At 32.4% G+C, this 20747-nt stretch carries 20 protein-coding genes and 1 other RNA gene; 9 read left to right on the top strand and 12 right to left on the bottom strand.

Annotation, left to right across the window (positions count from 1 at the left end; genetic code table 11):
* Position 1: 1 nt before the first annotated feature.
* The 3 genes from B6A10_RS14005 to B6A10_RS13995 all read right to left on the bottom strand — a co-directional run bounded on the left by B6A10_RS14005 (position 2) and on the right by B6A10_RS13995 (position 4407).
* Complete coding sequence (locus B6A10_RS14005) at positions 2-2587, bottom strand: phosphoenolpyruvate carboxylase (RefSeq protein WP_188221364.1); 2586 nt, start codon at positions 2585-2587, stop codon at positions 2-4.
* Positions 2588-2696: 109 nt separating this feature from the next.
* Positions 2697-3176 (bottom strand): Lrp/AsnC family transcriptional regulator, encoded by a 480-nt coding sequence (locus tag B6A10_RS14000; protein WP_007139244.1) that lies wholly within the window; start codon positions 3174-3176, stop codon positions 2697-2699.
* A gap of 76 nt (positions 3177-3252) precedes the next feature.
* Entirely contained in the window at positions 3253-4407 is a 1155-nt protein-coding gene (locus B6A10_RS13995) for a M14 family metallopeptidase (protein WP_188221363.1), read from the bottom strand.
* A gap of 313 nt (positions 4408-4720) precedes the next feature.
* Here B6A10_RS13995 and B6A10_RS13990 point away from each other — a divergent pair, with 313 nt between their 5' ends.
* The 3 genes from B6A10_RS13990 to B6A10_RS13980 all read left to right on the top strand — a co-directional run bounded on the left by B6A10_RS13990 (position 4721) and on the right by B6A10_RS13980 (position 6883).
* The gene (locus B6A10_RS13990; RefSeq protein ID WP_188221362.1) at positions 4721-5179 is read left to right on the top strand and encodes a helix-turn-helix domain-containing protein; all 459 of its coding nucleotides are present in this window, start codon (positions 4721-4723) and stop codon (positions 5177-5179) included.
* A 248-nt stretch (positions 5180-5427) separates the two neighbouring features.
* The gene (locus B6A10_RS13985; protein WP_188221361.1) at positions 5428-6093 is read left to right on the top strand and encodes a spermidine synthase; all 666 of its coding nucleotides are present in this window, start codon (positions 5428-5430) and stop codon (positions 6091-6093) included.
* Positions 6094-6172: 79 nt separating this feature from the next.
* Positions 6173-6883 carry a potassium channel family protein gene (locus tag B6A10_RS13980; RefSeq protein ID WP_188221360.1) on the top strand — a complete coding sequence of 237 codons (711 nt, stop codon included), beginning with the start codon at positions 6173-6175 and terminating at the stop codon, positions 6881-6883.
* Here B6A10_RS13980 and kdsB read toward each other — a convergent pair.
* The 4 genes from kdsB to B6A10_RS13960 all read right to left on the bottom strand — a co-directional run bounded on the left by kdsB (position 6880) and on the right by B6A10_RS13960 (position 10654).
* Positions 6880-7605: a 3-deoxy-manno-octulosonate cytidylyltransferase gene (gene kdsB / locus B6A10_RS13975; protein WP_188221359.1), complete on the bottom strand. Its 726-nt coding sequence runs from the start codon at positions 7603-7605 to the stop codon at positions 6880-6882. The genes B6A10_RS13980 and kdsB overlap by 4 nt on opposite strands.
* Positions 7606-7707: 102 nt before the next feature.
* Complete coding sequence (locus B6A10_RS13970) at positions 7708-8208, bottom strand: hypothetical protein (RefSeq protein WP_188221358.1); 501 nt, start codon at positions 8206-8208, stop codon at positions 7708-7710.
* A 13-nt stretch (positions 8209-8221) separates the two neighbouring features.
* The gene (ygiD, locus tag B6A10_RS13965) at positions 8222-9052 is read right to left on the bottom strand and encodes a 4,5-DOPA-extradiol-dioxygenase (protein ID WP_188221357.1); all 831 of its coding nucleotides are present in this window, start codon (positions 9050-9052) and stop codon (positions 8222-8224) included.
* A gap of 180 nt (positions 9053-9232) precedes the next feature.
* On the bottom strand, positions 9233-10654 hold the full coding sequence (locus B6A10_RS13960) for an ATP-dependent DNA helicase (protein ID WP_188221356.1): 1422 nt from the start codon (positions 10652-10654) through the stop codon (positions 9233-9235).
* Between the two features lie 243 nt (positions 10655-10897).
* On the opposite strand from B6A10_RS13960, the gene B6A10_RS13955 reads away from it, so the two are divergent.
* Together B6A10_RS13955 and rsmD are read left to right on the top strand one after the other, a co-directional pair.
* Entirely contained in the window at positions 10898-11704 is an 807-nt protein-coding gene (locus B6A10_RS13955) for a DUF3822 family protein (RefSeq protein ID WP_188221355.1), read from the top strand.
* Positions 11701-12294 (top strand): 16S rRNA (guanine(966)-N(2))-methyltransferase RsmD, encoded by a 594-nt coding sequence (gene rsmD / locus B6A10_RS13950; RefSeq protein WP_188221354.1) that lies wholly within the window; start codon positions 11701-11703, stop codon positions 12292-12294. The genes B6A10_RS13955 and rsmD overlap by 4 nt, the downstream gene beginning before the upstream one ends.
* A 104-nt stretch (positions 12295-12398) precedes the next feature.
* Here rsmD and rnpB read toward each other — a convergent pair.
* Positions 12399-12739, bottom strand: an RNA gene (gene rnpB, locus B6A10_RS13945) — RNase P RNA component class A.
* Positions 12740-12864: 125 nt separating this feature from the next.
* On the opposite strand from rnpB, the gene B6A10_RS13940 reads away from it, so the two are divergent.
* The 3 genes from B6A10_RS13940 (at position 12865) to B6A10_RS13930 (ending at position 15000) form a co-directional block, all read left to right on the top strand.
* Positions 12865-13179: a hypothetical protein gene (locus B6A10_RS13940; RefSeq protein WP_188221353.1), complete on the top strand. Its 315-nt coding sequence runs from the start codon at positions 12865-12867 to the stop codon at positions 13177-13179.
* A 100-nt stretch (positions 13180-13279) separates the two neighbouring features.
* Positions 13280-14365, top strand: coding sequence for a DNA polymerase III subunit gamma/tau (dnaX, locus tag B6A10_RS13935; RefSeq protein WP_188221352.1), 1086 nt, complete (start codon positions 13280-13282; stop codon positions 14363-14365).
* 242 nt (positions 14366-14607) lie between these two features.
* Positions 14608-15000, top strand: a complete 393-nt coding sequence (locus tag B6A10_RS13930; protein ID WP_317172041.1) for a DNA polymerase III — start codon at positions 14608-14610, stop codon at positions 14998-15000.
* On the opposite strand, the gene B6A10_RS13925 is transcribed toward B6A10_RS13930, so the two are convergent.
* The 4 genes from B6A10_RS13925 to B6A10_RS13910 are packed head-to-tail and all read right to left on the bottom strand — an operon-like array spanning position 14997 to position 19071.
* Complete coding sequence (locus B6A10_RS13925; RefSeq protein ID WP_188221350.1) at positions 14997-15590, bottom strand: TMEM175 family protein; 594 nt, start codon at positions 15588-15590, stop codon at positions 14997-14999. The genes B6A10_RS13930 and B6A10_RS13925 overlap by 4 nt on opposite strands.
* Positions 15591-15595: 5 nt before the next feature.
* Positions 15596-16486 carry a Ppx/GppA phosphatase family protein gene (locus B6A10_RS13920; RefSeq protein WP_026713558.1) on the bottom strand — a complete coding sequence of 297 codons (891 nt, stop codon included), beginning with the start codon at positions 16484-16486 and terminating at the stop codon, positions 15596-15598.
* Between the two features lie 23 nt (positions 16487-16509).
* Positions 16510-18582 (bottom strand): polyphosphate kinase 1, encoded by a 2073-nt coding sequence (ppk1, locus tag B6A10_RS13915; protein WP_188221349.1) that lies wholly within the window; start codon positions 18580-18582, stop codon positions 16510-16512.
* A 3-nt stretch (positions 18583-18585) separates the two neighbouring features.
* Positions 18586-19071 (bottom strand): SixA phosphatase family protein, encoded by a 486-nt coding sequence (locus B6A10_RS13910; protein ID WP_026713556.1) that lies wholly within the window; start codon positions 19069-19071, stop codon positions 18586-18588.
* A 542-nt stretch (positions 19072-19613) separates the two neighbouring features.
* Between B6A10_RS13910 and B6A10_RS13905 the strand changes: the two genes are divergently transcribed.
* Positions 19614-20747: PKD domain-containing protein (locus tag B6A10_RS13905; protein WP_188221348.1), on the top strand; the 1134-nt coding region annotated here is incomplete at its 3' end.

Here is a 20747-nt window from a genome sequence, read left to right as displayed (position 1 = left end):
ATTAAGCTGAGTTTCTACTTGCATTAGTATTTCCAAATAAAGAACGCATTACGATTTTTTCGTAAACTTTAATCAGTTTTTCATCCGGATTAGCTTCTTTATTCAATTCGTTAATTCGTAATAAAGCACATTGTTGGATTGTCAATAAAGGCAACACAATACGCTCTCTGATTTGAATCGAAGCCATTCCGTCAGGATAATTTTCCATCAGTTCTTTATGACCGGCAATTTTCAATAACAAACGTTTTGTTTCTAAAAACTCATCGTAGATATTTTGCCAGAATTCTCCAAATTCAGGATCATTTTTCATATAAGCTGTCAATGGGAAGAATGATTTTGCCAATGACATCATACTGTTTTCTAATAATGTTTTAAAGAACAAGGAATGATTGTATAAATCCTGAACTTTATCCCATTGATTTGTTTCTTCAAAATGTTTCAAAGCAGAACCTACTCCGTAGAAACCTGGTACATTTTGCTTCAACTGACTCCATGAACCTACAAAAGGAATTGCTCTTAAATCTTTAAAATCTAATTTTTCAGATTTGCTTCTTTTTGTCGGACGGCTACCAATATTAGTTTTAGCATAATATTTCAACGTACTCATTTTTTCTAAGTACGGAATAAATTTATCATGATTCTTGAAACTCAAATATTTCTCATATCCCAGTTCCGATAATTGTGTCATTACTTCCTTATCTGTTTCAGACAATTTATTTAATTCTTTATTAAATACCTGGTTAGTAACACCGGCACTTAATAAATTTTCTAAATTATAACGACAAGAATCTAAGGTTCCAAAATTAGAACTAATTGTTTGCCCCTGAACTGTTACCTGAATTTCTTTGTTTTCAATTTCCGGTCCTAAGGAAGCGTAGAATTTATGTGTTTTTCCTCCTCCACGAGCTGGTGGTCCACCACGTCCGTCAAAGAAAATCACTTTAATTCCGTATTTTCTGGACATGGCTGTAAGCTGTTCTTTTGCTTGATAAATACTCCAGTTAGCCATTAAATACCCACCATCTTTTGTTCCGTCAGAGAATCCAAGCATGATTGTTTGCTTCATTCCTCTGTTAGCCAAATGAGCAGCATAAACCGGATTCGTATATAATTGCTCCATCACATTATGTGCATTTTGCAAATCATCAACAGATTCAAACAACGGCACAATATCTACTGAAGGATGTTCCCAATTATTCAATCTAAACAATGCAAACGCTTCTAAAACATTCACCGCATTTTCATTGTTACTAATAATATAACGGTTCGCTCCTAATTCTCCATTAGCGTTTTGAATTTGCTGAATTGCTCTGATTGAATCAATCGTAGATTGAGTCATTTCATTTTTAAAATCAGCCGAATTCAAATTCCCCTGTACCTGAGTTAAAACTTCACATTTTTCAGCTTCTGATAAATCGTAATAGTTTTTAGGGAAAACATCACTGCCGTTTGCTAAATAGTAATCAAAAATATCTCTGAAAACCGCATCGTGAATTTTACTGTTTTGACGAATATCCAAAGTTGCAAAGTGGAATCCGAATAAGTTTACTTTTATTAATAAAGCTTCTAATTCATCAACATATAAAGATTGATGTTGCTCTACAATAATTGTTTTAATTTTATTTAATTGTGATTTAAATTCTTCTAAAGTGATAAAAATTTCACCTGTAGAATAAAACACAGAACGGTATAATTTATTTTCAAGTTCAGCAACTAAAACATCAACACCTGAGAAAGTCAATTTTCTTTTTAAGTTTCTCATTTCAAAATAGTAACATTTTAAAATAGAAGTTCTTAAACGGTCAGCAACTTTTAATGTAATATCTGTTGTCACAAAAGGGTTTCCGTCTCTGTCTCCACCCGGCCAGAAACCAAGTTGGATAATCGGGTTTTTGATATTTTTATTTGGAGCAATATTCGTTTCTAAATAATGCATTAAATCTCCGGCCGTATTATAGAATACATTTTCCAGATACCAAATCAAACTTACCGCTTCGTCAAAAGGATTTGGCTTTTCATTTTTGATAAAAGGTGTTTTTCCTAATTGTGCCAAAAGCTGTTTGATTTGCAATAAATTATTATCGCGAATTGCCTGAGTCAAATCATTAATAATACCTAAAACCGGACCAGGATAAAATTGTGTCGGGTGAGCCGTTAAAACTGTTCTGACATTGAAATTTTCTAAAAATTCAGCCAATTCCTCATTATTTCCTCTGGCTTCTGATTTTTCTTTAATATCTCTCAAAGAACCGCGCCCTTCCATATTATTTACAATAGGAAAAGCGGCATCTTCAATCGCATCAAATAATACAATTTGACGTTCGATATACTGAATAAAACGGAACATTAAGTCGATTTTATCAGCCTCTACATCAGTATGCAAGTATTTTTTGGAGAAAAATTCAAAAATTTCCTTTGGTGTTTCCATTTTTTTATATCCTGTTTCACAAACTTCTGTGAATAAAGGAAGTAAAGCACCTGTATTATCAATTGAATCAAAAGGTAAAGTAATGAAAACGCTGTTGTAAATATGATATTTAGAGAGAACATTTTGATTGAAACGTTCTATTTTAGGGAGCGTATACATAAATTATGTTTAATTATTTAGTTAATTGAGTTCTATTGTGATTTTTCTATAAAAAATTACCCCAAGAGTCAACTTGAGGTATTCATATAAATAACATTCAAGTCAAAAATTACATATTTTTGAAAATAGTATGCATCAAACGCTTCTTATCGTTGATACTTTCTTCAAGAGAAATCATAGTTTCAGTTCTGTAAACACCATCAATATCGTCAATCATAAAGATTACGTCTTTAGCATGTTTAGTGTCTTTTGCTCTGATTTTACAGAAAATATTAAATTTTCCTGTTGTTACTGAAGCAACTGTTACGAAAGGAATTTCGTTGATACGTTGTAATACAAACTTCGTTTGAGAAGTATTATTCAAAAACACACCTACGTAAGCAATAAAAGAATAGCCTAATTTATCATAATCCAAAACTAAAGAGGACCCCATAATAATTCCGGCATCTTCCATTTTCTTTACCCTAACATGCACAGTACCAGCTGAAATTAATAATTTCTTAGCAATATCCGTAAACGGAACTCTCGTATTGTCTATCAACATGTCTAAAATCTGATGATCTACTTCATCTAAACGGAACTTACTCATATTTCTCTAATTATATTATTAATTATCATTTTAAACCATAAAAATATATATAAAAATGATAAAGTCGTACAAAAAATTACTTTTTTATTAATCCATTAACAAATTTCTGTTCTTTTCCTAAACAAAAATTTGCTTTTTGATCAATTTTTGGAAAGTTCCCGTCTTCATCTTCATAGCTAGCCCCTTGAGCATCAAACACTTCATGTCCGAAGAAATTTTCTAAATCGTCAATTTTAGCAATATAAGCATTAAAATTAATTTTTCCGTCAACTAATTCCTCCTTATACTGTGCAGCAAAATTCGTTATTTTTTCATTACCGTCATAATTTATTTTAACCTTTTTATACATTAAATCATAAAAAACGACTTTATTTTGAGGAATATTCAAATATTCTTTCGTTCTGTTGACAACTACAACGTTTTCGCAAATTCCTATAAAACTCGATACCAAAGCGATAAAAATATACTTACGAGTCATTTCTCTTTGATAATCTCCCGGGAAATGTCCTGCTTCAAATAAAATAGTAGGCACTCCTAAATATTGAAAAGTATCACCTATACAATTGATATTGAAGGAATCATCAAAACGCCCGATTTGCCCCGGAATAAATTCCTGCAAAACCAAATTCATCTCCGCAATCAGATTAATTGCTTTTTGTCTGGATGCATTAATTTCTCTTTCCTCATTATATGAAGGTGCTAAAAAAGAAACCGTTGCCGGTTTTCCGGTATCAGCCACACCAAAAATAGTACGCTGATCATGCAAATTATAACAATAATCCGGTTTGAATTCTTCAAAAACAGCTCGTAAAATTTTACTTTCAGGCTGTGTCAAAGCTTGAGAATCTCTGTTTAAATCAATTTCATTTGCATTGGCACGGGTGTATAAAAAAGCCCCGTCAGGATTTAACATCGGCAAACAGCAAAAAGTAAAATTGCTTAAAAAACGCTCCGCTAATTCAGTGCCACTGTGCAATAAGTTTAGGAAATCAAATAAAGCCTTGGTTGTTGTGCTTTCATTACCGTGCATTTGTGACCAAAGATAAATTTTAGTCTTCCCGCTACCTATTACATATTTATAAATCGTTCGCCCCTGAACCGACTGCCCCACAACCGAAAGTTGATTATCTGTATTTAATCGTTTTAAAATTGGCTCAACAGACTCTAATGTCAAATACCTCCCTTCAATCGTTTTTTCTTTATTATCAAGAAACAATTGTTCTAAATTCATATCCTGTTTTTTTTGATTTACAAAAGTAAACATCTTTATTTTTACATTTGTAAACAGATGAAATTTCTAATATTTTAATATTGTAAACAGCTTTTTCCAGATTAATTCCTTAAAAAGGAGAAATCAAATTAACATTTGTAATAGTTTTACAAAACACAAAATAAAATTCTTTTTATCAGTCAGTTACATATCGTAACTTAAACTTTATCTAAAGATATTTTTTCTCAATTACAGCTATTTACAACTGTAAATTTGCCTGCGCAGTTGCTTTTCATTACATTTGTAAATAGTGCTTTGAAAAATATATTTCACAATGGTAAACACAGATGATTTTATAAAAAGACTCGAAATAATTCTCGATTATTACGGAATGAACGCCTCGGCTTTTGCTGATAAAATTGGTGTACAACGTTCTAGTTTGTCTCACCTCCTTTCCGGAAGAAACAAACCCAGTTTGGATTTTATTCTGAAAATTTTAGACGTTTATCCTGAAATTGATCTGTATTGGATTTTAAACGGGAAAGGTAATTTCCCTAAAACAAACTCAAATTCACCTGAAACAGAAACTATATCTACTCCTATTCATACTACCATTGATGCCGTTTCAAACGCAAACAAAGATTTATTTTCAGAAACACATTCGGAAACTATAAATCCTAATAAAATTGATAAGAAGGAGCCTAATTCATTTCCATCGTTCGATGAAAACATAGAAAAAATTGTGTTTTTCTACAAGGACGGTACTTTTAAAACATACAAACCCAATTCATAAGATAAATAAAGTTTGAAATTTAACTTAAATATTTAAATGAAATCAAAAGACTTATCTACATACAAATAAATACTTTATCATTTTTAAAAACAAATAATTTATGTTTCAATAAGTTGTTTTTACTCGCTGAAGTACAACAATTTTCAACTTTTTTCAGAACTCAATTCAAACGAAAAAATCTATTTTTTTTTTAAAATTATCCAATCTAAATTCCGTAATAAAACCTATTTTTGAGAAAAACCTTCTTTATGCTAAAAAGATTGCTTAGTTACCTTTACCCTATTAAAATTCACAGTCAAAAATCAGCTTTTAGCAAATCATTAGAAATCACCTGGGCCAATGGCGATTTGGTCATGGATTCTATGAACACTAATTATTCTTATGGAAGTTTGCAACGCATCTTAAAATTAGGACTGAAAAATATTGGTTTTGAAAAAATAAAAAATATGCAACACATTTTAATACTTGGAGTTGCAGGCGGGAGTGTAATTAAAACTTTAATTGATGATATTCATTTTCCAGGAAAAATAACAGGTGTTGAAATAGATCCGGAAGTGATTCAAATTGCCAATCGTTACTTTAAATTAAACGAAATTCCGCAACTTAAAATTATAATTGACGATGCTTTTGAATTTGTTTTAAAAACTACAGACAAATACGATTTAATTGTCGTCGATGTTTTTCAGGATACTAAAATGCCCAATTTTCTTTTTGAAACTTTTTTCATAGATCGGATTTGTTTTTTACTCAAAAACCGGGGAAACATTCTTTTCAATACGATGCTTTTGAATAAGGCTGATAATCTTAGGAATCAAAAATTAATCTCCGATTTTTCTAAAGAAAATTGCAGTATCAAATCGATTCCAAGAGTTGAAAAACACAACGAACTTATTATAATTGAAAAATTAGTTTGACCTAAGTAATTCTTTATTTCAAAACCATCAACTTATTGTATTATTTGTACATTAGATTTTTATAAAATAATCTTTATCCATGAAAAAGATACTCCGAAAATTGCTTTTAGGAAATGTAACCAATTTACGTGAGCCCAAATTGAATCCGATTCAAAAGCGCATTCAAAACATCAAAGCCATTTGGAATAACGATCATCAGGACGACAACGGAATTGAAAAAATTGTCCGTTTGCTACTTTCTACTTCACAACTAATTTTTCCCGGGATTTACATCAAATATTTGGCTTCCAAAAAAGGAACGGAATACGAAGATCTAGCAATGGATTTTTATATTTTGCTTAAAGTAGCTTTGCCAGTAATAATTATTACCAATCAATGGCAACAATTTCCGGTGGTTTTAGGATTGATGGTTTACGTCATGCTGGAAACCGTTTTATACATTCCAACCTTAATTTTTGCTTCCGATTTATTTGCCCGACCACGTTCTTATAAGCGCTCGATGCTTTTGCTTTTCTTTAATTATCTGGAAATGATTTTAGGATTTGCCGTTTTATATTCCACCGGTGAATATTTAAATAAATCTTTTAACAACTGGTTTGATGCCGTTTATTTCAGCACTGTTACTTCAACCACTATTGGTTTTGGCGATTTATATCCCGTACAGACTTTCGGGAAAATTTTGGTTATTATCCAATCGATGTTGGTTTTAATGTTTGTGGTTTTATTTCTGAATTTTTATTCCACCAAAATTGATTCGAAAGGTTATTTTGAAAAAAGCAAAAAAGACTAAACTATCTTTCTTGCTTTTTCTAAATCTTCTTTAGTGTCAATACCTATTCCGGCGTGAGTCGTTTCGACCATTTTGATTTGTTTTCCAAATTCCAAATAACGTAGTTGTTCTAATTTTTCGGAAGCTTCCAAAGTTTTCATTGGTAAATGGTAAAAATCCAACAAAGCCTGTTTTCTAAAAGCATAGACTCCAATGTGCTTCATATAACGAACGCCAACATTTTTCTCTCTTGGATACGGAATCACCGAACGCGAAAAGTACAGTGCAAAATTATTTTGGTTCACCACTACTTTCACATTATTCGGATTGTTGATTTCTTCTTCCTCTTTAATTTCATACATCAACGAAGCCAAATCTACTTTTTTGTCTAAATCATTTTTGAAAACTTCGATTACCTCTTTCAAAGGTTCGGCATTAATGAAAGGTTCATCACCCTGAACATTGATAACAATATCGACATCCATATTTTCCACCGCTTCGGCAATACGGTCACTCCCCGATTCGTGTTCTTTGATACTCATAATGGCTTTACCACCATGAGAAACAATTTCGTCAAAAATCAAACTGGAATCCGTTACCACAAAAACATCATCAAACAAATTGGTGTTTACCGCTGCTTCATAAGTTCTTAAAATCACTGTTTTCCCTCCAAGATCCTGCATCAATTTGGCATGGAATCTTGTAGAAGCGTAACGGGCGGGAATGACTGCTATTATTTTCATGTGTAATTTGGATTTGCCGCAAAGGCACTAAGGCGCAAAGATATATTTTAATTTTTATTAGTTCTAAAAACTAAATCAAATTACAAGGAAAATTATTAATTCTTATAATACCATTGGGTGAATTTTATCTTGTATTTTTTGAATATCTTTTTCTATCAATTTTACTGTTTTTTTAGAAAACCCACTTATACTATATTCATCAGTATAAAAATTTTCATTATAATATAATTCTCCTCCTTTATAGTGGGTATCTCTAAAAGCAAAAAAATAATTTATTCTGTTTTTATATGATTTTCTTGATGTGATTTTAAAATGATATCGATTCAAAATATATGTTTTTGTTTCAATTAAATTATCAAGAAAGTTGGTTTTATCTATAACAACCAGTTCTTTATCTGAATCAATTGTGATTTTTAAATTTGAAGAAATAAAAAAACCTAAAACACCAATAAAAACTATCCCTGCAAACCAAAAAAGCACTAATTCAATTTGTCCCATAATTGCACAAACAATTATCACAATTATAGCCCAGAATAATAGAGGTTTAAAAATAAGCTTTTTTGATGTTTGATAAACTTTAACCTGTCTGTCTACTAAATCCATAATAAAATCAATTTTACATAATCTTCACCGAAGTCATACTCAAAGAACCTCCCAATAATTTATCATTAAACAAACTCAGTTCTTCATTTTTATCTTTTAATCCCAAAGTATAAATTAAAGGTAAATAATGTTCCGGTGTAGGAATAGCGAGTTGTAACGCTTGTCCTTGTTTTTCATAATCAATCAACGCCTGAAAATTACCTTCCAATAAAAACTTATTTACTTTTTTTCGAGCTTCAATTGCCCAATCAAAACCATAATTATCTACATCCATATTGTAAAAATCTACTAATCGTAAATTGTGTACAATATTTCCACTTCCTACAATTAAAATCCCTTTATGACGCAAAGCACTTAATTTTTGTGCCAACTCAAAATGGTACTGTGGTGATTTTGAATAATCAATACTCATTTGAATAACAGGCACATTGGCTTCGGGATATAAATGCTTGATAACACTCCATGCTCCATGGTCTAATCCCCATTCATGATCGAGTTCTACTTCGGTAGGCAATAATAATTCTTTAGTTGCAATCGCTAATTCCGGACTTCCCTGCGCAGGATATTGTACCGCAAATAATTCTCTTGGAAAACCGCCAAAATCATGGATAGTTCGTGGCATTTCCATAGCAGTAACTTTTGTTCCTTTGGTAAACCAATGCGCCGAAATACACAAAATAGCATTGGGTTGTGGCAAAGTTTTGGCCAAATTTCTAAAACCCGCCACAAACTGATTTTCCTCAATAGCATTCATTGGGCTTCCGTGGCCAAGGAACAAAACTGGCATTTTCGCTGTATTCGAAAAAGTTGAAGAAATTTTATGTAGGTCGTTTAAAGTATTCATTTTGAAAATATTATTTGCAATTAATAATACACAAATTTAATCCGGGATTTAGCATTTTGCACTTAATCCAGATTAAGTTTCTAATGTTTTAAACCATTAAGGAATTTAGTAAATTAAGTTTTTCCTTAACTAATCTTAATTTCTTAATGGTTTATAAAAAATAAACGGTCTAAAACAAAATCAATCCGCAAAACTTTCGTCTTTGAAACCTATTAAATACAATTTGTTTTTGGCACGGGTCATGGCGGTGTACAACCAGCGAATATAATCCCGATCGATACCATTTGGCAAATAGGGTTGCTCTACAAAAACAGTATTCCACTGCCCACCTTGCGATTTATGACAAGTAATAGCATACGAAAACTTTACCTGCAAACCATTGAAATATTCATTGGCTTTTACTTTCTGGAATTGTTTGTATTTGGGTTCATCTACATAATCTTGCAAAACTTCCTGATACAATCGGTTGGATTCTTCGTAAGTTAAAGAAGGCGATTCGCTTTTTATGGTATCTAACAACAAAACTGTTTCAAAAGCTTTTTGATTTGGATAATCGACCATTCTGATTTTTACTTTGGCAAATTTAAAACTGTATAATTCGACAATTTTAAAGATTTCCAAAATTTCAATAATATCACCATTGGCAATAAAACCCGCTTCGTCGGAATCTTTCAACCAAAAATAATTATTCTTAACCACCATCAAAAAATCTCCGGCAGAAAGTTCGCTTTCTTTATCTAAAATTCGGGAACGAATTTGCTCATTATATTGATTGGCTCTTTTATTGGAACGAACAATAAAAGCAGTATCCTCAATACTATAATTACTGTAAGCCGAATGAATGGCATCTTGAATATCATAACCATCCACTAAGCGAACGATATCCTTAAACTTTCGAACATCAAATTGAAAATCGGTAATGAATGAATCTTTCAACAACTCTCTTAATTCGGTTGCATTAAATAAAATCCCCGAACTTTCCTCCTGACGCATGACTTCGTTCAACTCAATATGATCGACATCCATATTATAATGCAAACTCAGGGTATCAATATCCAAAGCTGGACTCACCTCTAAATTAACAGGTGGTAACTGAGCCGTATCTCCCAATAGAATCATTTTACAATTGGTTCCCGAATAGACATACATTATCAAGTCGTCCAACAGTGAACCATTGGCATACATTTTAGAATCAGAATCTACATCTGAAATCATCGAAGCTTCATCGACAATGAAAACCGTATTTTTATGTTTGTTGGGCTGAAGCGTAAAAGTTACCCCACCTCCCGAAGATTTCTTGGGATAATAAATTTTCTTATGAATGGTAAAAGCGGGTTTTTCGGAATAATTAGCAATCACCTTGGCAGCACGACCTGTAGGCGCCAGCAAAACATATTTTTTATTAATCTCCGTCAGATTATTTACAATCGTAGAAATCACAGTAGTTTTTCCCGTTCCGGCATATCCTTTTAAAACAAAAAGTCGGTCATTGGTCGTTTCTGTCAAAAAAATGGCAATCTTTTGAAAAAAAATTTCCTGATTGTAAGTTGGATTAAAAGGAAATTTCTTTTTTAAAAGACTATAAAACTGGGAGGAATTCATGAAGTGTAATTTAGTTTCAAAGATAGCTTTTTTGAAACACATAAGTCATATAAGTATTTCTTTAGAACTATAAAATTTAATGAAGCCAACATAAGTTTTTATACCTATATATATATGAGTAAATTTTAATTACAAATTCTTTGCACATCATCGTGTTTCCATTGTAATACTTTGTGTTAAATTTTAAATTGATATTGCTATTATAAATTTGTAAGTTTGCGATTCAGAAAAAAAGCTACATCAATGGACATCACCGAAAAGAAATATAAAAAACTATCCATTCAGGTTTCGCTGACGGGACTTTCTTTTTGTTGTTTTGACACACTTAACAATACGGTTTCCGCTTTTAAAGATATTCCATTTGGGAATTTTGATAAAAATTTAAAAATTGAAGATTTATTTGCCAATGCTTTTGCAGAACATCCTGAATTGAATGAGCAGTATGACGACGTTTTGGTGATTCATAGTAACAATTTGTCCACTTTTGTACCGGAACCACTTTTTGACGAAAACTTTTTAGGAAGTTATTTGCAATACAATACTAAGGTTTTTGAAACTGATTTTTTTGCTTTCGACGAAATCAGTAATTATGGAATTAATGCTGTTTACATTCCGTATGTAAACATGAATAATTTTTTTATAGACAAATTTGGTTCTTTTGAATACAAACACGCCAACAGTATTTTGGTCACTAAATTATTAGATGCTTCTAAAAATGTAGATACAAAAAAAATGATGGTTCATTTTAACACTACTCATTTTGAAATTATAGTCATTCAAAACCAAAAGTTGTTATTATTCAATTCATTCGAATACCAAACTCCGGAAGACTTTATCTATTACATTTTGTTCACCGCCGAACAACTCAATATGAATCCTGAAAATTTTCCATTGGAATTAATTGGGAACATCACAGCTGAAAGTCCGTTTTTCAAAATTGCATACAAATACGTTCGAAATGTTTCGCTTATTGATGTAGAAGATTTGAAATGGAACAATTATTTTACGGAAGTCGAAAACCGAAATCATTTTATACTTTTTAATTCATGAGAATTATTTCAGGAAAATACAAAGGAAGACGCATCAATCCACCAAAAGGACTACCGGTACGTCCCACTACCGATATGTCCAAAGAATCCTTATTTAATATTTTAAACAATCATTTCAATTTTGACGGTTTAAAAATTTTGGATTTATTTGCCGGAACTGGAAATATCAGCTTTGAATTTGCATCCCGAGGAAGCGAACCTATCACTTCGGTTGATGGTGATTTTGGTTGCGTTAAATTTATCAAACAAACCGCTGCCGAATTTGATTTCCCAATTGCCGCTGTCAAAAGTGATGTTTTTAAATTTTTAGAAAAATGTAACAGCAATTTTGATATTGTTTTTGCCGATCCGCCTTATGATTTGGATCAGGCAAAATTTGAAAAAGTGGTTTTACTGGTTTTTGAAAATAATATTTTGGATGAAGAAGGAATGATGATAATCGAGCATTCCAAACATACACAACTAGACCATTTAGCTAATTTTTCCTTTCAAAAAAATTATGGAGGTTCAGTCTTTAGTTTTTTCGAATTTGAAACTGACGAAGAAACAGAAGATGATGATTTTGATGATGAAGACTACGAAGAAGAATAATCAATAAAATTTCAATTTTAAACCATTAAGAGATTAAGAAAATTAAGTGTTAGGAACTTAATGAAACTTAAATTCTTAATGGTTTATTTTTTTAAGAAAAAAAAAAAAAAAACAGACCTATAAGCCGGATTCTGTATCCCGATAGCTATCGGGACCCTTATCATTTATCTAGCCTTGTTGTTACCAACAAGATCAAGCTACCTACCCTTCAGCAACGGACGAGAAATCCTTTTTATCCCGATAGTTATCGGGAGCTGATATACTTGGTATTTCACCGCATAGAGTTTACCTGGTTTCACTACAGCATTACCTGTACATACTTTCTGTTGCACTTGTCCTATCCGTCCCGAAAAACAGGATGACGGGTGTTACCCGCTATGCTTCTCTATGGTGTCCGGACTTTCCTCTCTCCGCCAAGGCGAACAGCGATAAGGCGGTCTGTGGTGCAAAATTACAATTTAAAAACCATGCCAACAAGTACAAAACAGCGACTTTAACAAGTATTTCGCAATACATTAAAAATAAAATGGTTATATTTAAATAACTTTTAACCACTTAATATTTTACACCATGGATCCTATATACCACTACGATTCTGTTTCAAAAGCCTTGGACGAATTGAACGAAAATGGTTTTAATTATGACTTTAACAAACATGAAGATGTCATTTTGAAAAACCCTGATAAATTTGAAATCAAACATATTTATCGTTATGAAGGTGAATCCAATCCGGATGACGAAGCCATTGTTTTTGGTATCCAATCCAAGTCCGGAAAAAAAGGAGTTTACGTTGCCGGATTTGCTGCCAATTCTAACAATGAAACCACACAACTATTATTAAATATTAGTATTAAATCCCGAAGCAGAAGGAAAAATCAATCTTAAAAACAATCAAATCAGGATTCTAATTTTTTATAAAATCTTCAATATTTAAATTTTTCAATCTTTAAATTAAAACCTATATTTGCTTTCGAATAAAATTTCTATGGAACAATTTATAGTATCAGCCCGCAAATACCGTCCACAAACATTTAATGATGTTGTGGGACAAAAAGCGATTACCAATACTTTATTGAATGCCATAGAAAACAATCATTTGGCTTCTGCTTTACTTTTCACAGGACCAAGGGGTGTTGGAAAAACAACCTGTGCCAGAATTTTGGCCCGAAAAATCAACCAACCGGGTTATGATGATCCTAACGAAGACTTTGCTTTCAATGTTTTCGAATTAGATGCTGCGTCAAACAACTCGGTAGATGATATTCGAAATCTGATTGATCAGGTACGTATCCCTCCGCAAACCGGAAAATACAAAGTCTATATTATTGATGAGGTACACATGTTGTCTTCGGCAGCTTTCAATGCTTTTTTGAAAACATTAGAAGAACCGCCTAAACACGCAATCTTCATTTTGGCAACCACTGAAAAACATAAAATCATCCCAACGATTTTATCCCGTTGTCAAATTTTTGATTTTAAAAGAATTACCGTAAAAGATGCCAAAGAACATTTAGCCGGTGTTGCCGAAAATCAGGGAATTGAATTTGAAGACGATGCTTTGCATATTATCGCTCAAAAAGCGGATGGTGCAATGCGTGATGCTTTGTCTATTTTTGACAGAGTCGTTTCTTATTGTGGAACAAATTTAACCCGTCAGGCGGTAACTGAGAATCTAAATGTTTTAGATTACGAAACATACATAAATGTAACCGATTTAATTCTGGAAAATAAAATTCCGGATTTATTAATTGCTTTCAACGACATTCTTTCAAAAGGTTTTGATGCACACCATTTTGTTGCCGGATTGGCTTCACATTTCCGTGATTTATTGGTTTGTAAAACGCCTTCAACTTTAACTTTATTAGAAGCGGGAGAACAGGCTCAAAAAATGTATGGTGTTCAGGCTCAAAAATGCTCTCAGGAATTTCTTTTACAGGGAATTGCTATCGCCAATGAGTGCGATTTAAAATACAAACTCAGTCAAAATCAGCGATTATTAGTTGAACTTTGTTTGATGCAATTGGCCTCTATCACTTTTGATGGAGAAAAAAAAAAGCTGAGTCCTTTATAATTCCACCAACTTATTTTAGAAAAAACGATTATTCGATAGTTGAACAAACAAAAACTATTGGAAACCATACTGCTGTCGAACCTGTAACTACTCCAACTTCGGTCTCAGCAGAAAATCAAGCAATCGAAAAACCGGAAACTACAAAAAAAACAGAACCTGAAGTAACAGGTCCGCAATTTTCTGCCCTATCTTTATCGAGTATTCGAGCCAGACAAGCATTGGAACAAAACAAAAAAACAGTTGTGAGACCAATTGTGGATTTGCCTACCGAAGCTTTTACTGAAACCGAAATGTTGTTGCAATGGAATAATTATGCCAAACGCTTAGGAGATAAAGGATTTAAAATTATGGAATCTTTATTGCTTATCAATGATCCGGTTTTAAACGGCACAACCATTAGTATTGAATTACCTAACGAAGGTTCCAAATTAGATTTCGAAAAAGAAATGAATGGACTTTTAGGACATCTACGAGGACATCTTCACAACCACAACATTACGATTGATATCATTGTAAATGAAAATGTTGCTATCAAAAAAGCCTTAAATGATCAGGACAGATACAACCGTTTACACGAAATCAACCCAAATATTGATTTGTTGCGAACCACTTTTGGATTAGACATAAACGCTTAATGTTTACTTTTTCCGGATTCCAAAATTTTCTTTTCAATTCTGGAATCAGGAATTAGCCACATCAGGGCAACTATTAAATAAATGACTAAGGAAATCCATTGATAGAAAAACGAAATTACAATTGCTAAAAGATACAAAGTCTGCGACCATTTTCCTTTAGCATCTTTACCAACGGCTTCTGCCAAAAAAGATTTTTCGCCATCCAAACAAATAATTGTTGTTTGTAAAATCACAAAAGCAATAGCCGACATAAATAAAACCAAGCCATAAACGGTTACAGTTGCTTTGGCAAAATTATGCTCTCCCATCCAGGCCGTTGAAGCCGGAATCAGTGAAAGCCAAAAAAGCAAATGAAGATTTGCCCATAGAATTTTACCATCAACTCTGGTAGCACTATGCAACAAATGATGATGGTTATTCCAATAAATCCCAACATAAATAAAACTCAGCACATAACTCAAAAAGACCGGAAAAAGACCAAGTAAATCTGAAAACAAAGCTCCTTCCGGAACTTTTAATTCCAAAACCATAATTGTGATAATAATAGCCAGCACTCCGTCGCTAAAAGCTTCCAATCTGTTTTTATTCATTTTTACTAAATTTTACCAAAATACATGGCTTTCACAATTCCGTCGGAAAGTCCAATTTTAGGAACATAAATATTTCTGGCCCCGCTCCATTTCATAGCATTTAAATAAATTCGAACCGCTGGAATAATTACGTCAGCACGGTCAGGATTCAAACCTAATTCGGAAATTCTTTGGTCGTAAGTCAGCGAATTTAAAAAAGCATATTGTGAATTTATATACAAATATGATAAAGGTTTGTCCTGCATTTTTCCGGACATTTTAAACAACTTATTGATGTTTCCTCCGGATCCAATCAGTGAAATTTCATCAAACTCAGCAGTATTAGTTTTTATCCATTTTTCAATTTCATTCCAAACCACATCACAAACCATTTCATTAAGCAAACGAACGGTACCTACTTTAAAAGAACGAGAGGTTACAATTTTTCCGTCTGAAAACAGCGTAAATTCAGTACTACCACCACCTACATCCACAAACAAATAGGTTTTGTCGGTTTTTAACAAATGATGCAAATCGGTTGAAGCAATAATAGCAGCTTCTTTTTTGCCATCGATAATTTCAATTTTAATATCGGCTTTTTTCTTAATCATCGCTACCACTTCTTTTCCGTTGTAAGCTTCACGCATTGCCGAAGTAGCAAAAGCTTTATAAGCTTCCACTTTATGTACTTTCATCAACAGATTAAATGCTTTCATGGCATCAATCATCCTGTCTGAATTCTCTTGAGAAATTTCTCCAACGGTAAAGGCATCCTGTCCCAAACGAATAGGAACACGCACTAAAGCACTTTTATTAAACTGCGTTTCTTTGCCGTCCTGTTCTACAATATTGGTTACCAACAAACGCATCGCATTCGATCCAATATCAATGGCGGCATATTTTTTAATTTTTATCATTCTCTTACTTTATTAATGACTTTTTAAAAGATAACTTCTTTTAATAAATCAACCTTTCGTTGGTAATATTTATACGTTTCAATTTGTGCTCTAAAGATATTTTTACCGTTATTCTTACGGTATTTATTGTCTAATTTATACGAATGAAAACGTGCTTTTACATTTCCTTTCCAACCAATATCAAAATTTTCAATTAGTTCTTTTTTAATTTCCTCGTCATAAATCGGACAGCTAACTTCGACTCTGCCATCTAAATTTCGGGTCATAAAATCGGCAGATGATATATAAACTTCTGTTTGTCCTCCATTTGCAAAAATATAAATACGGGAATGTTCCAGATAATTGTCCACAATACTGATGGCCTCAATATTTTCACTCATCCCTTTTATTCCTGGAATTAATGAGCAGATTCCTCTGACTTCTAATTGAATTTTAACTCCAGCATTACTGGCTTCATATAATTTATCAATTATATCAAAATCAGACAAACTATTCATTTTCAGCTTCATATACGCCAATCTTCCGGCACGGGCATTCATAATTTCTCTATCGATGAACTTATAAAATTTTGAACGGGTATAATGCGGAGATACAATCAAATGTTTATAGCGATGAACTCGATAATTAATATTGAAAAATTCAAATATTTTCGAAATATCTTTTAAAATTTGTTGGTGACTGGTAAAAAGTGTCACATCAGTATAAATTTTAGCAGTAGATTCGTTGAAATTTCCGGTAGAAATAAATCCGTAACGCTTATTTTTTCCGTTTTCAATTCGTTCAATTACACATATTTTACTGTGTACTTTCAAACCTTTGATACCAAAAATAAGTTCAATTCCTTCCTGTTGCATTTGTTCGGAATATGAAATATTCGAAGCTTCGTCAAAACGTGCCTGTAATTCGATTTGAACCGTAACTTTTTTTCCGTTTTTAGCAGCATTTATCAGCGAACTGATAATTTGAGAATTTTTTGCTAATCGGTACAACGTAATTTTTATTGTAGTCACTTTGGGATCTAAGGCGGCCTCTCTTAAAAATTTGGTCAAATAAGAAAAAGACTGATAAGGTGCGTGCAACAGATAATCTTTTTTACTGATTTTTTCCAAAATACTTCCTTCCAGACTCAATCCGGGAATTGGCAAAGGAATATTTTTTTTATAAAGTAAATCGAATCTGCCTAAGTTTGGGAACTCCATATAATCCCTTCTGTTATGGTATCTTCCACCCGGAATAATACTGTCAGTCGAGACAATTTTCATTTTATCCAGGAAAAACTGAAGCGTATCATCTTCAATCAACTGATCATAAATAAAACGCACGGGTTCTCCTATTCGTCGGTCTTTTACACTGGTTGAAATTTTTTCAAGCATACTTTTGCTCAAATCACTATCAATCTCTAACTGCGCGTCCCGACTAATTTTTATCATATGAGCCGAAATACTGTCGTAATCAAAAATATTGAAAATACTATGTAAATTGTGTCGGATGACATCATCAATGAGAATTACATATTTTTTATTATCATTTGACGGTAAAACCACAAAACGATTAATTGTTTTTGGGATTTCAATAATAGCATAATGAACTTCTCCATCTTTTTTCATCACCAATTTTACAGCCAAATAACCTACATTATCTTTCAGCAAAGGAAATTCGGCCAAATCATTCAAAATGATGGTTACTAATTCGGGACTTAAAGACTGAATAAAGAAGTCTTTCAGAAAAATTTCCTGTTCATCGGAAATTTCATTCTCATTGATAATAAAAATATTTTCGGTTTCCAGTTTGGCTTCTATTTCTTTCAAAATAGCCAAACTTTCCGCCTGATGTTCAATTACAATTTCGGTAATATCTTTAACTAATTGTTGTGCCGAGATTCCTCCTAAAATTTTTTCTCCTGTTTTTCCGGACAAACTCAATCTGCGAATAGCAGCAAAACGAACTCTGAAAAATTCGTCTAAATTATTGGAAAAAATTCCTAAAAATCGTAATCTGTCTAATAATGGAACCGAATCGTCTGCTGCTTCCTGGAGTACTCTGGCGTTAAATGCTAACCAACTTTTTTCTCTGTCAATATATTTTTGATCAAACATTTTTTATTTTAAATCTTTTGGCATTATTATTTTTTTAGTTTTTCCTTTATTTATTTTATCCCAATAATCTGTATCAAATTCAAGCGAAACAAAGCCGCTTGTAGGAACATTATCTATAAATACATCACCAAATTTATTAACAAAATTTGTAATTGCAGCATTATGACCAAAAAGAATTACACTATCAAATGAGTTTGCACAGGATTTTACAATATGTTCCAACTGCTTTTCATCAAAAGTGTACAACTCCTCCTTATAAACAATATTTTCTATGGGATACAACATATTTTGGGCAAAAATAACCGCAGTATCAGAAGCTCTTTTGGCGGGACTACTCCAAATAATATATTTTTTAGGAACATGCTTTTGAATATTAGAAGAAACTAAATGCGCATCCTGAAGCCCTCTTTGATCCAAAGGCCGATCAATATCTTTCAACGGCATATCCCAATTTGATTTTGCATGCCTTACTAACACTAGATTTTTCATATTGTTTCTGTTTACATGACGTTATTATAAATTTCCTAAACAGAAAGATACAATTAATCTTTGAATATTTTATATCATAAAAACAAAAAATCAACAAAGTCATTAGCTGATTTTAAAATGCTACATCCTTTAAATGAGTTCCGATATTAACAGAACTTTTTGATTAATCACGACAGATAAACAAAAAATTAACTCAATTCTAGGGTTTGTTTTACAAATAAAAACGCTTTTTAACGAGTTTTTAGGTTGTTTAAAGAGAAAATTTATTGCTGAGATTTAATGTGAGTAGCTTAGCGTAAAATTAGATTAATACATTTCTAGCTATATCAATTAGCTCCAATCATCTTAAAATTGATTATTATGGAAACTAAAACTACTCTTCCCTCCAAAACAATCCTAACTACAAAAGAAACGCATATCAGTAATTCTTTTATGGAAAAATTGGATAGCTCCTCATCTTCTAAAGCATTCATCCCAAATTTATTTAAATAATAAATATTATGAAAAAAATTACTTTTATTCGATTTTTAGCCTTGTTAATATTGTTATTTTCAGTAGCAAATAGTTATTCGCAAACCAATCCCTCAGTAACATTACCCGAAACTTCGGCTTGTACCTTTTCAGGTTGTACTGCAAACGATTTAACCATTACAACTGCTTTTATTGGAAAAGCAGATGGTTCTCCATTAGATATCTGTAATGTTGGTGATGCAACAACTGCATATTTATTTTTAACTGTTAATACAGGCCCAAAATACAACATTTATGTGCAATTTGATCTTTACTGGAATGATGTTAAAGTGAATACAACTGGTAAATACACTTATGCTGAGCCAATTACCGGAACTCAAATTCCAACGATACCAATTAATATCTCACAAATAAATTTTACATGTGGTGGTAAACTTGAACTACGCAATATTTATGTATCTTGGAAAACAGGGGGGTTTAGTAGTACAGCAGCTAGTTGCGCAAGCGAATCAGTCGGTTCAAAATGTGCTCAAGCAAGCAGTATCCCTAACATAATTGTTAACACACCTTTAGCTGTTGATTTTACATACATCCCAAGTTGTACAGGAAACACTTACCAACAAGTAACATTTACCAATATCTCTACAGGAGGAGATGGAACTTTAACTTATGCTTGGAATTTTGGTACTGGAGCATCTCCTGCTACTTCAACATCAAGTGGTCCAATTACAGTGACATACTCTTCTGGAGGATCAAAAACAGTAAGTTTAACAGTTACTGATAGCGATAATGACACAGACACTGAAACAAAATCAATAACAGTTGAATCCTGTTGTACAATAGCAATTAATTCAATAACAAAAACAAATGTAACTTGTAATGGCGCTTCTAATGGTACAGTAACAGCAACTAAAACTGGAGGTACTGGAACTATAACTTATGATTTATTATATTCTGCCACTTCAGGAGGATCGTTTAGTCCAACTGGCTTACCAACAAATGGTGATTCAAATGGAGTTTATACCGGCTTAGGTGTTGGATTTTATAAAGTTAAAGTAACTGAAGCTAATGGATGCAGTGTTACAAGTTCAGAAGTTGAGATTACTCAACCTGCTGCTGCCTTAGCTCTTGGAACTTCTTCTAAAACGGATGCTTCTTGTTATGGTGCTAGTACAGGTTCGGTAACTGCCGGTACAGTAACTAAT

Source organism: Flavobacterium pokkalii (genome assembly GCF_014596575.1).
Classification (GTDB): Bacteria; Bacteroidota; Bacteroidia; order Flavobacteriales; family Flavobacteriaceae; genus Flavobacterium; species Flavobacterium pokkalii.
The sequence above is the reverse complement of the archived record's forward strand: the minus strand, read 5'-3'. Positions and strand labels throughout refer to the sequence as shown.

What these genes read in the sequence shown, in the direction of transcription:
- B6A10_RS14005 (WP_188221364.1), bottom strand. Translation starts at nt 2,587, where the DNA reads ATGTATACGCTCCCTAAAATAGAACGTTTCAATCAAAATGTTCTCTCT.
- B6A10_RS14000 (WP_007139244.1), bottom strand. Translation starts at nt 3,176, where the DNA reads ATGAGTAAGTTCCGTTTAGATGAAGTAGATCATCAGATTTTAGACATG.
- B6A10_RS13995 (WP_188221363.1), bottom strand. Translation starts at nt 4,407, where the DNA reads ATGAATTTAGAACAATTGTTTCTTGATAATAAAGAAAAAACGATTGAA.
- B6A10_RS13990 (WP_188221362.1), top strand. Translation starts at nt 4,721, where the DNA reads ATGGTAAACACAGATGATTTTATAAAAAGACTCGAAATAATTCTCGAT.
- B6A10_RS13985 (WP_188221361.1), top strand. Translation starts at nt 5,428, where the DNA reads ATGCTAAAAAGATTGCTTAGTTACCTTTACCCTATTAAAATTCACAGT.
- B6A10_RS13980 (WP_188221360.1), top strand. Translation starts at nt 6,173, where the DNA reads ATGAAAAAGATACTCCGAAAATTGCTTTTAGGAAATGTAACCAATTTA.
- kdsB (WP_188221359.1), bottom strand. Translation starts at nt 7,605, where the DNA reads ATGAAAATAATAGCAGTCATTCCCGCCCGTTACGCTTCTACAAGATTC.
- B6A10_RS13970 (WP_188221358.1), bottom strand. Translation starts at nt 8,208, where the DNA reads ATGGATTTAGTAGACAGACAGGTTAAAGTTTATCAAACATCAAAAAAG.
- ygiD (WP_188221357.1), bottom strand. Translation starts at nt 9,052, where the DNA reads ATGAATACTTTAAACGACCTACATAAAATTTCTTCAACTTTTTCGAAT.
- B6A10_RS13960 (WP_188221356.1), bottom strand. Translation starts at nt 10,654, where the DNA reads ATGAATTCCTCCCAGTTTTATAGTCTTTTAAAAAAGAAATTTCCTTTT.
- B6A10_RS13955 (WP_188221355.1), top strand. Translation starts at nt 10,898, where the DNA reads ATGGACATCACCGAAAAGAAATATAAAAAACTATCCATTCAGGTTTCG.
- rsmD (WP_188221354.1), top strand. Translation starts at nt 11,701, where the DNA reads ATGAGAATTATTTCAGGAAAATACAAAGGAAGACGCATCAATCCACCA.
- B6A10_RS13940 (WP_188221353.1), top strand. Translation starts at nt 12,865, where the DNA reads ATGGATCCTATATACCACTACGATTCTGTTTCAAAAGCCTTGGACGAA.
- dnaX (WP_188221352.1), top strand. Translation starts at nt 13,280, where the DNA reads ATGGAACAATTTATAGTATCAGCCCGCAAATACCGTCCACAAACATTT.
- B6A10_RS13925 (WP_188221350.1), bottom strand. Translation starts at nt 15,590, where the DNA reads ATGAATAAAAACAGATTGGAAGCTTTTAGCGACGGAGTGCTGGCTATT.
- B6A10_RS13920 (WP_026713558.1), bottom strand. Translation starts at nt 16,486, where the DNA reads ATGATAAAAATTAAAAAATATGCCGCCATTGATATTGGATCGAATGCG.
- ppk1 (WP_188221349.1), bottom strand. Translation starts at nt 18,582, where the DNA reads ATGTTTGATCAAAAATATATTGACAGAGAAAAAAGTTGGTTAGCATTT.
- B6A10_RS13910 (WP_026713556.1), bottom strand. Translation starts at nt 19,071, where the DNA reads ATGAAAAATCTAGTGTTAGTAAGGCATGCAAAATCAAATTGGGATATG.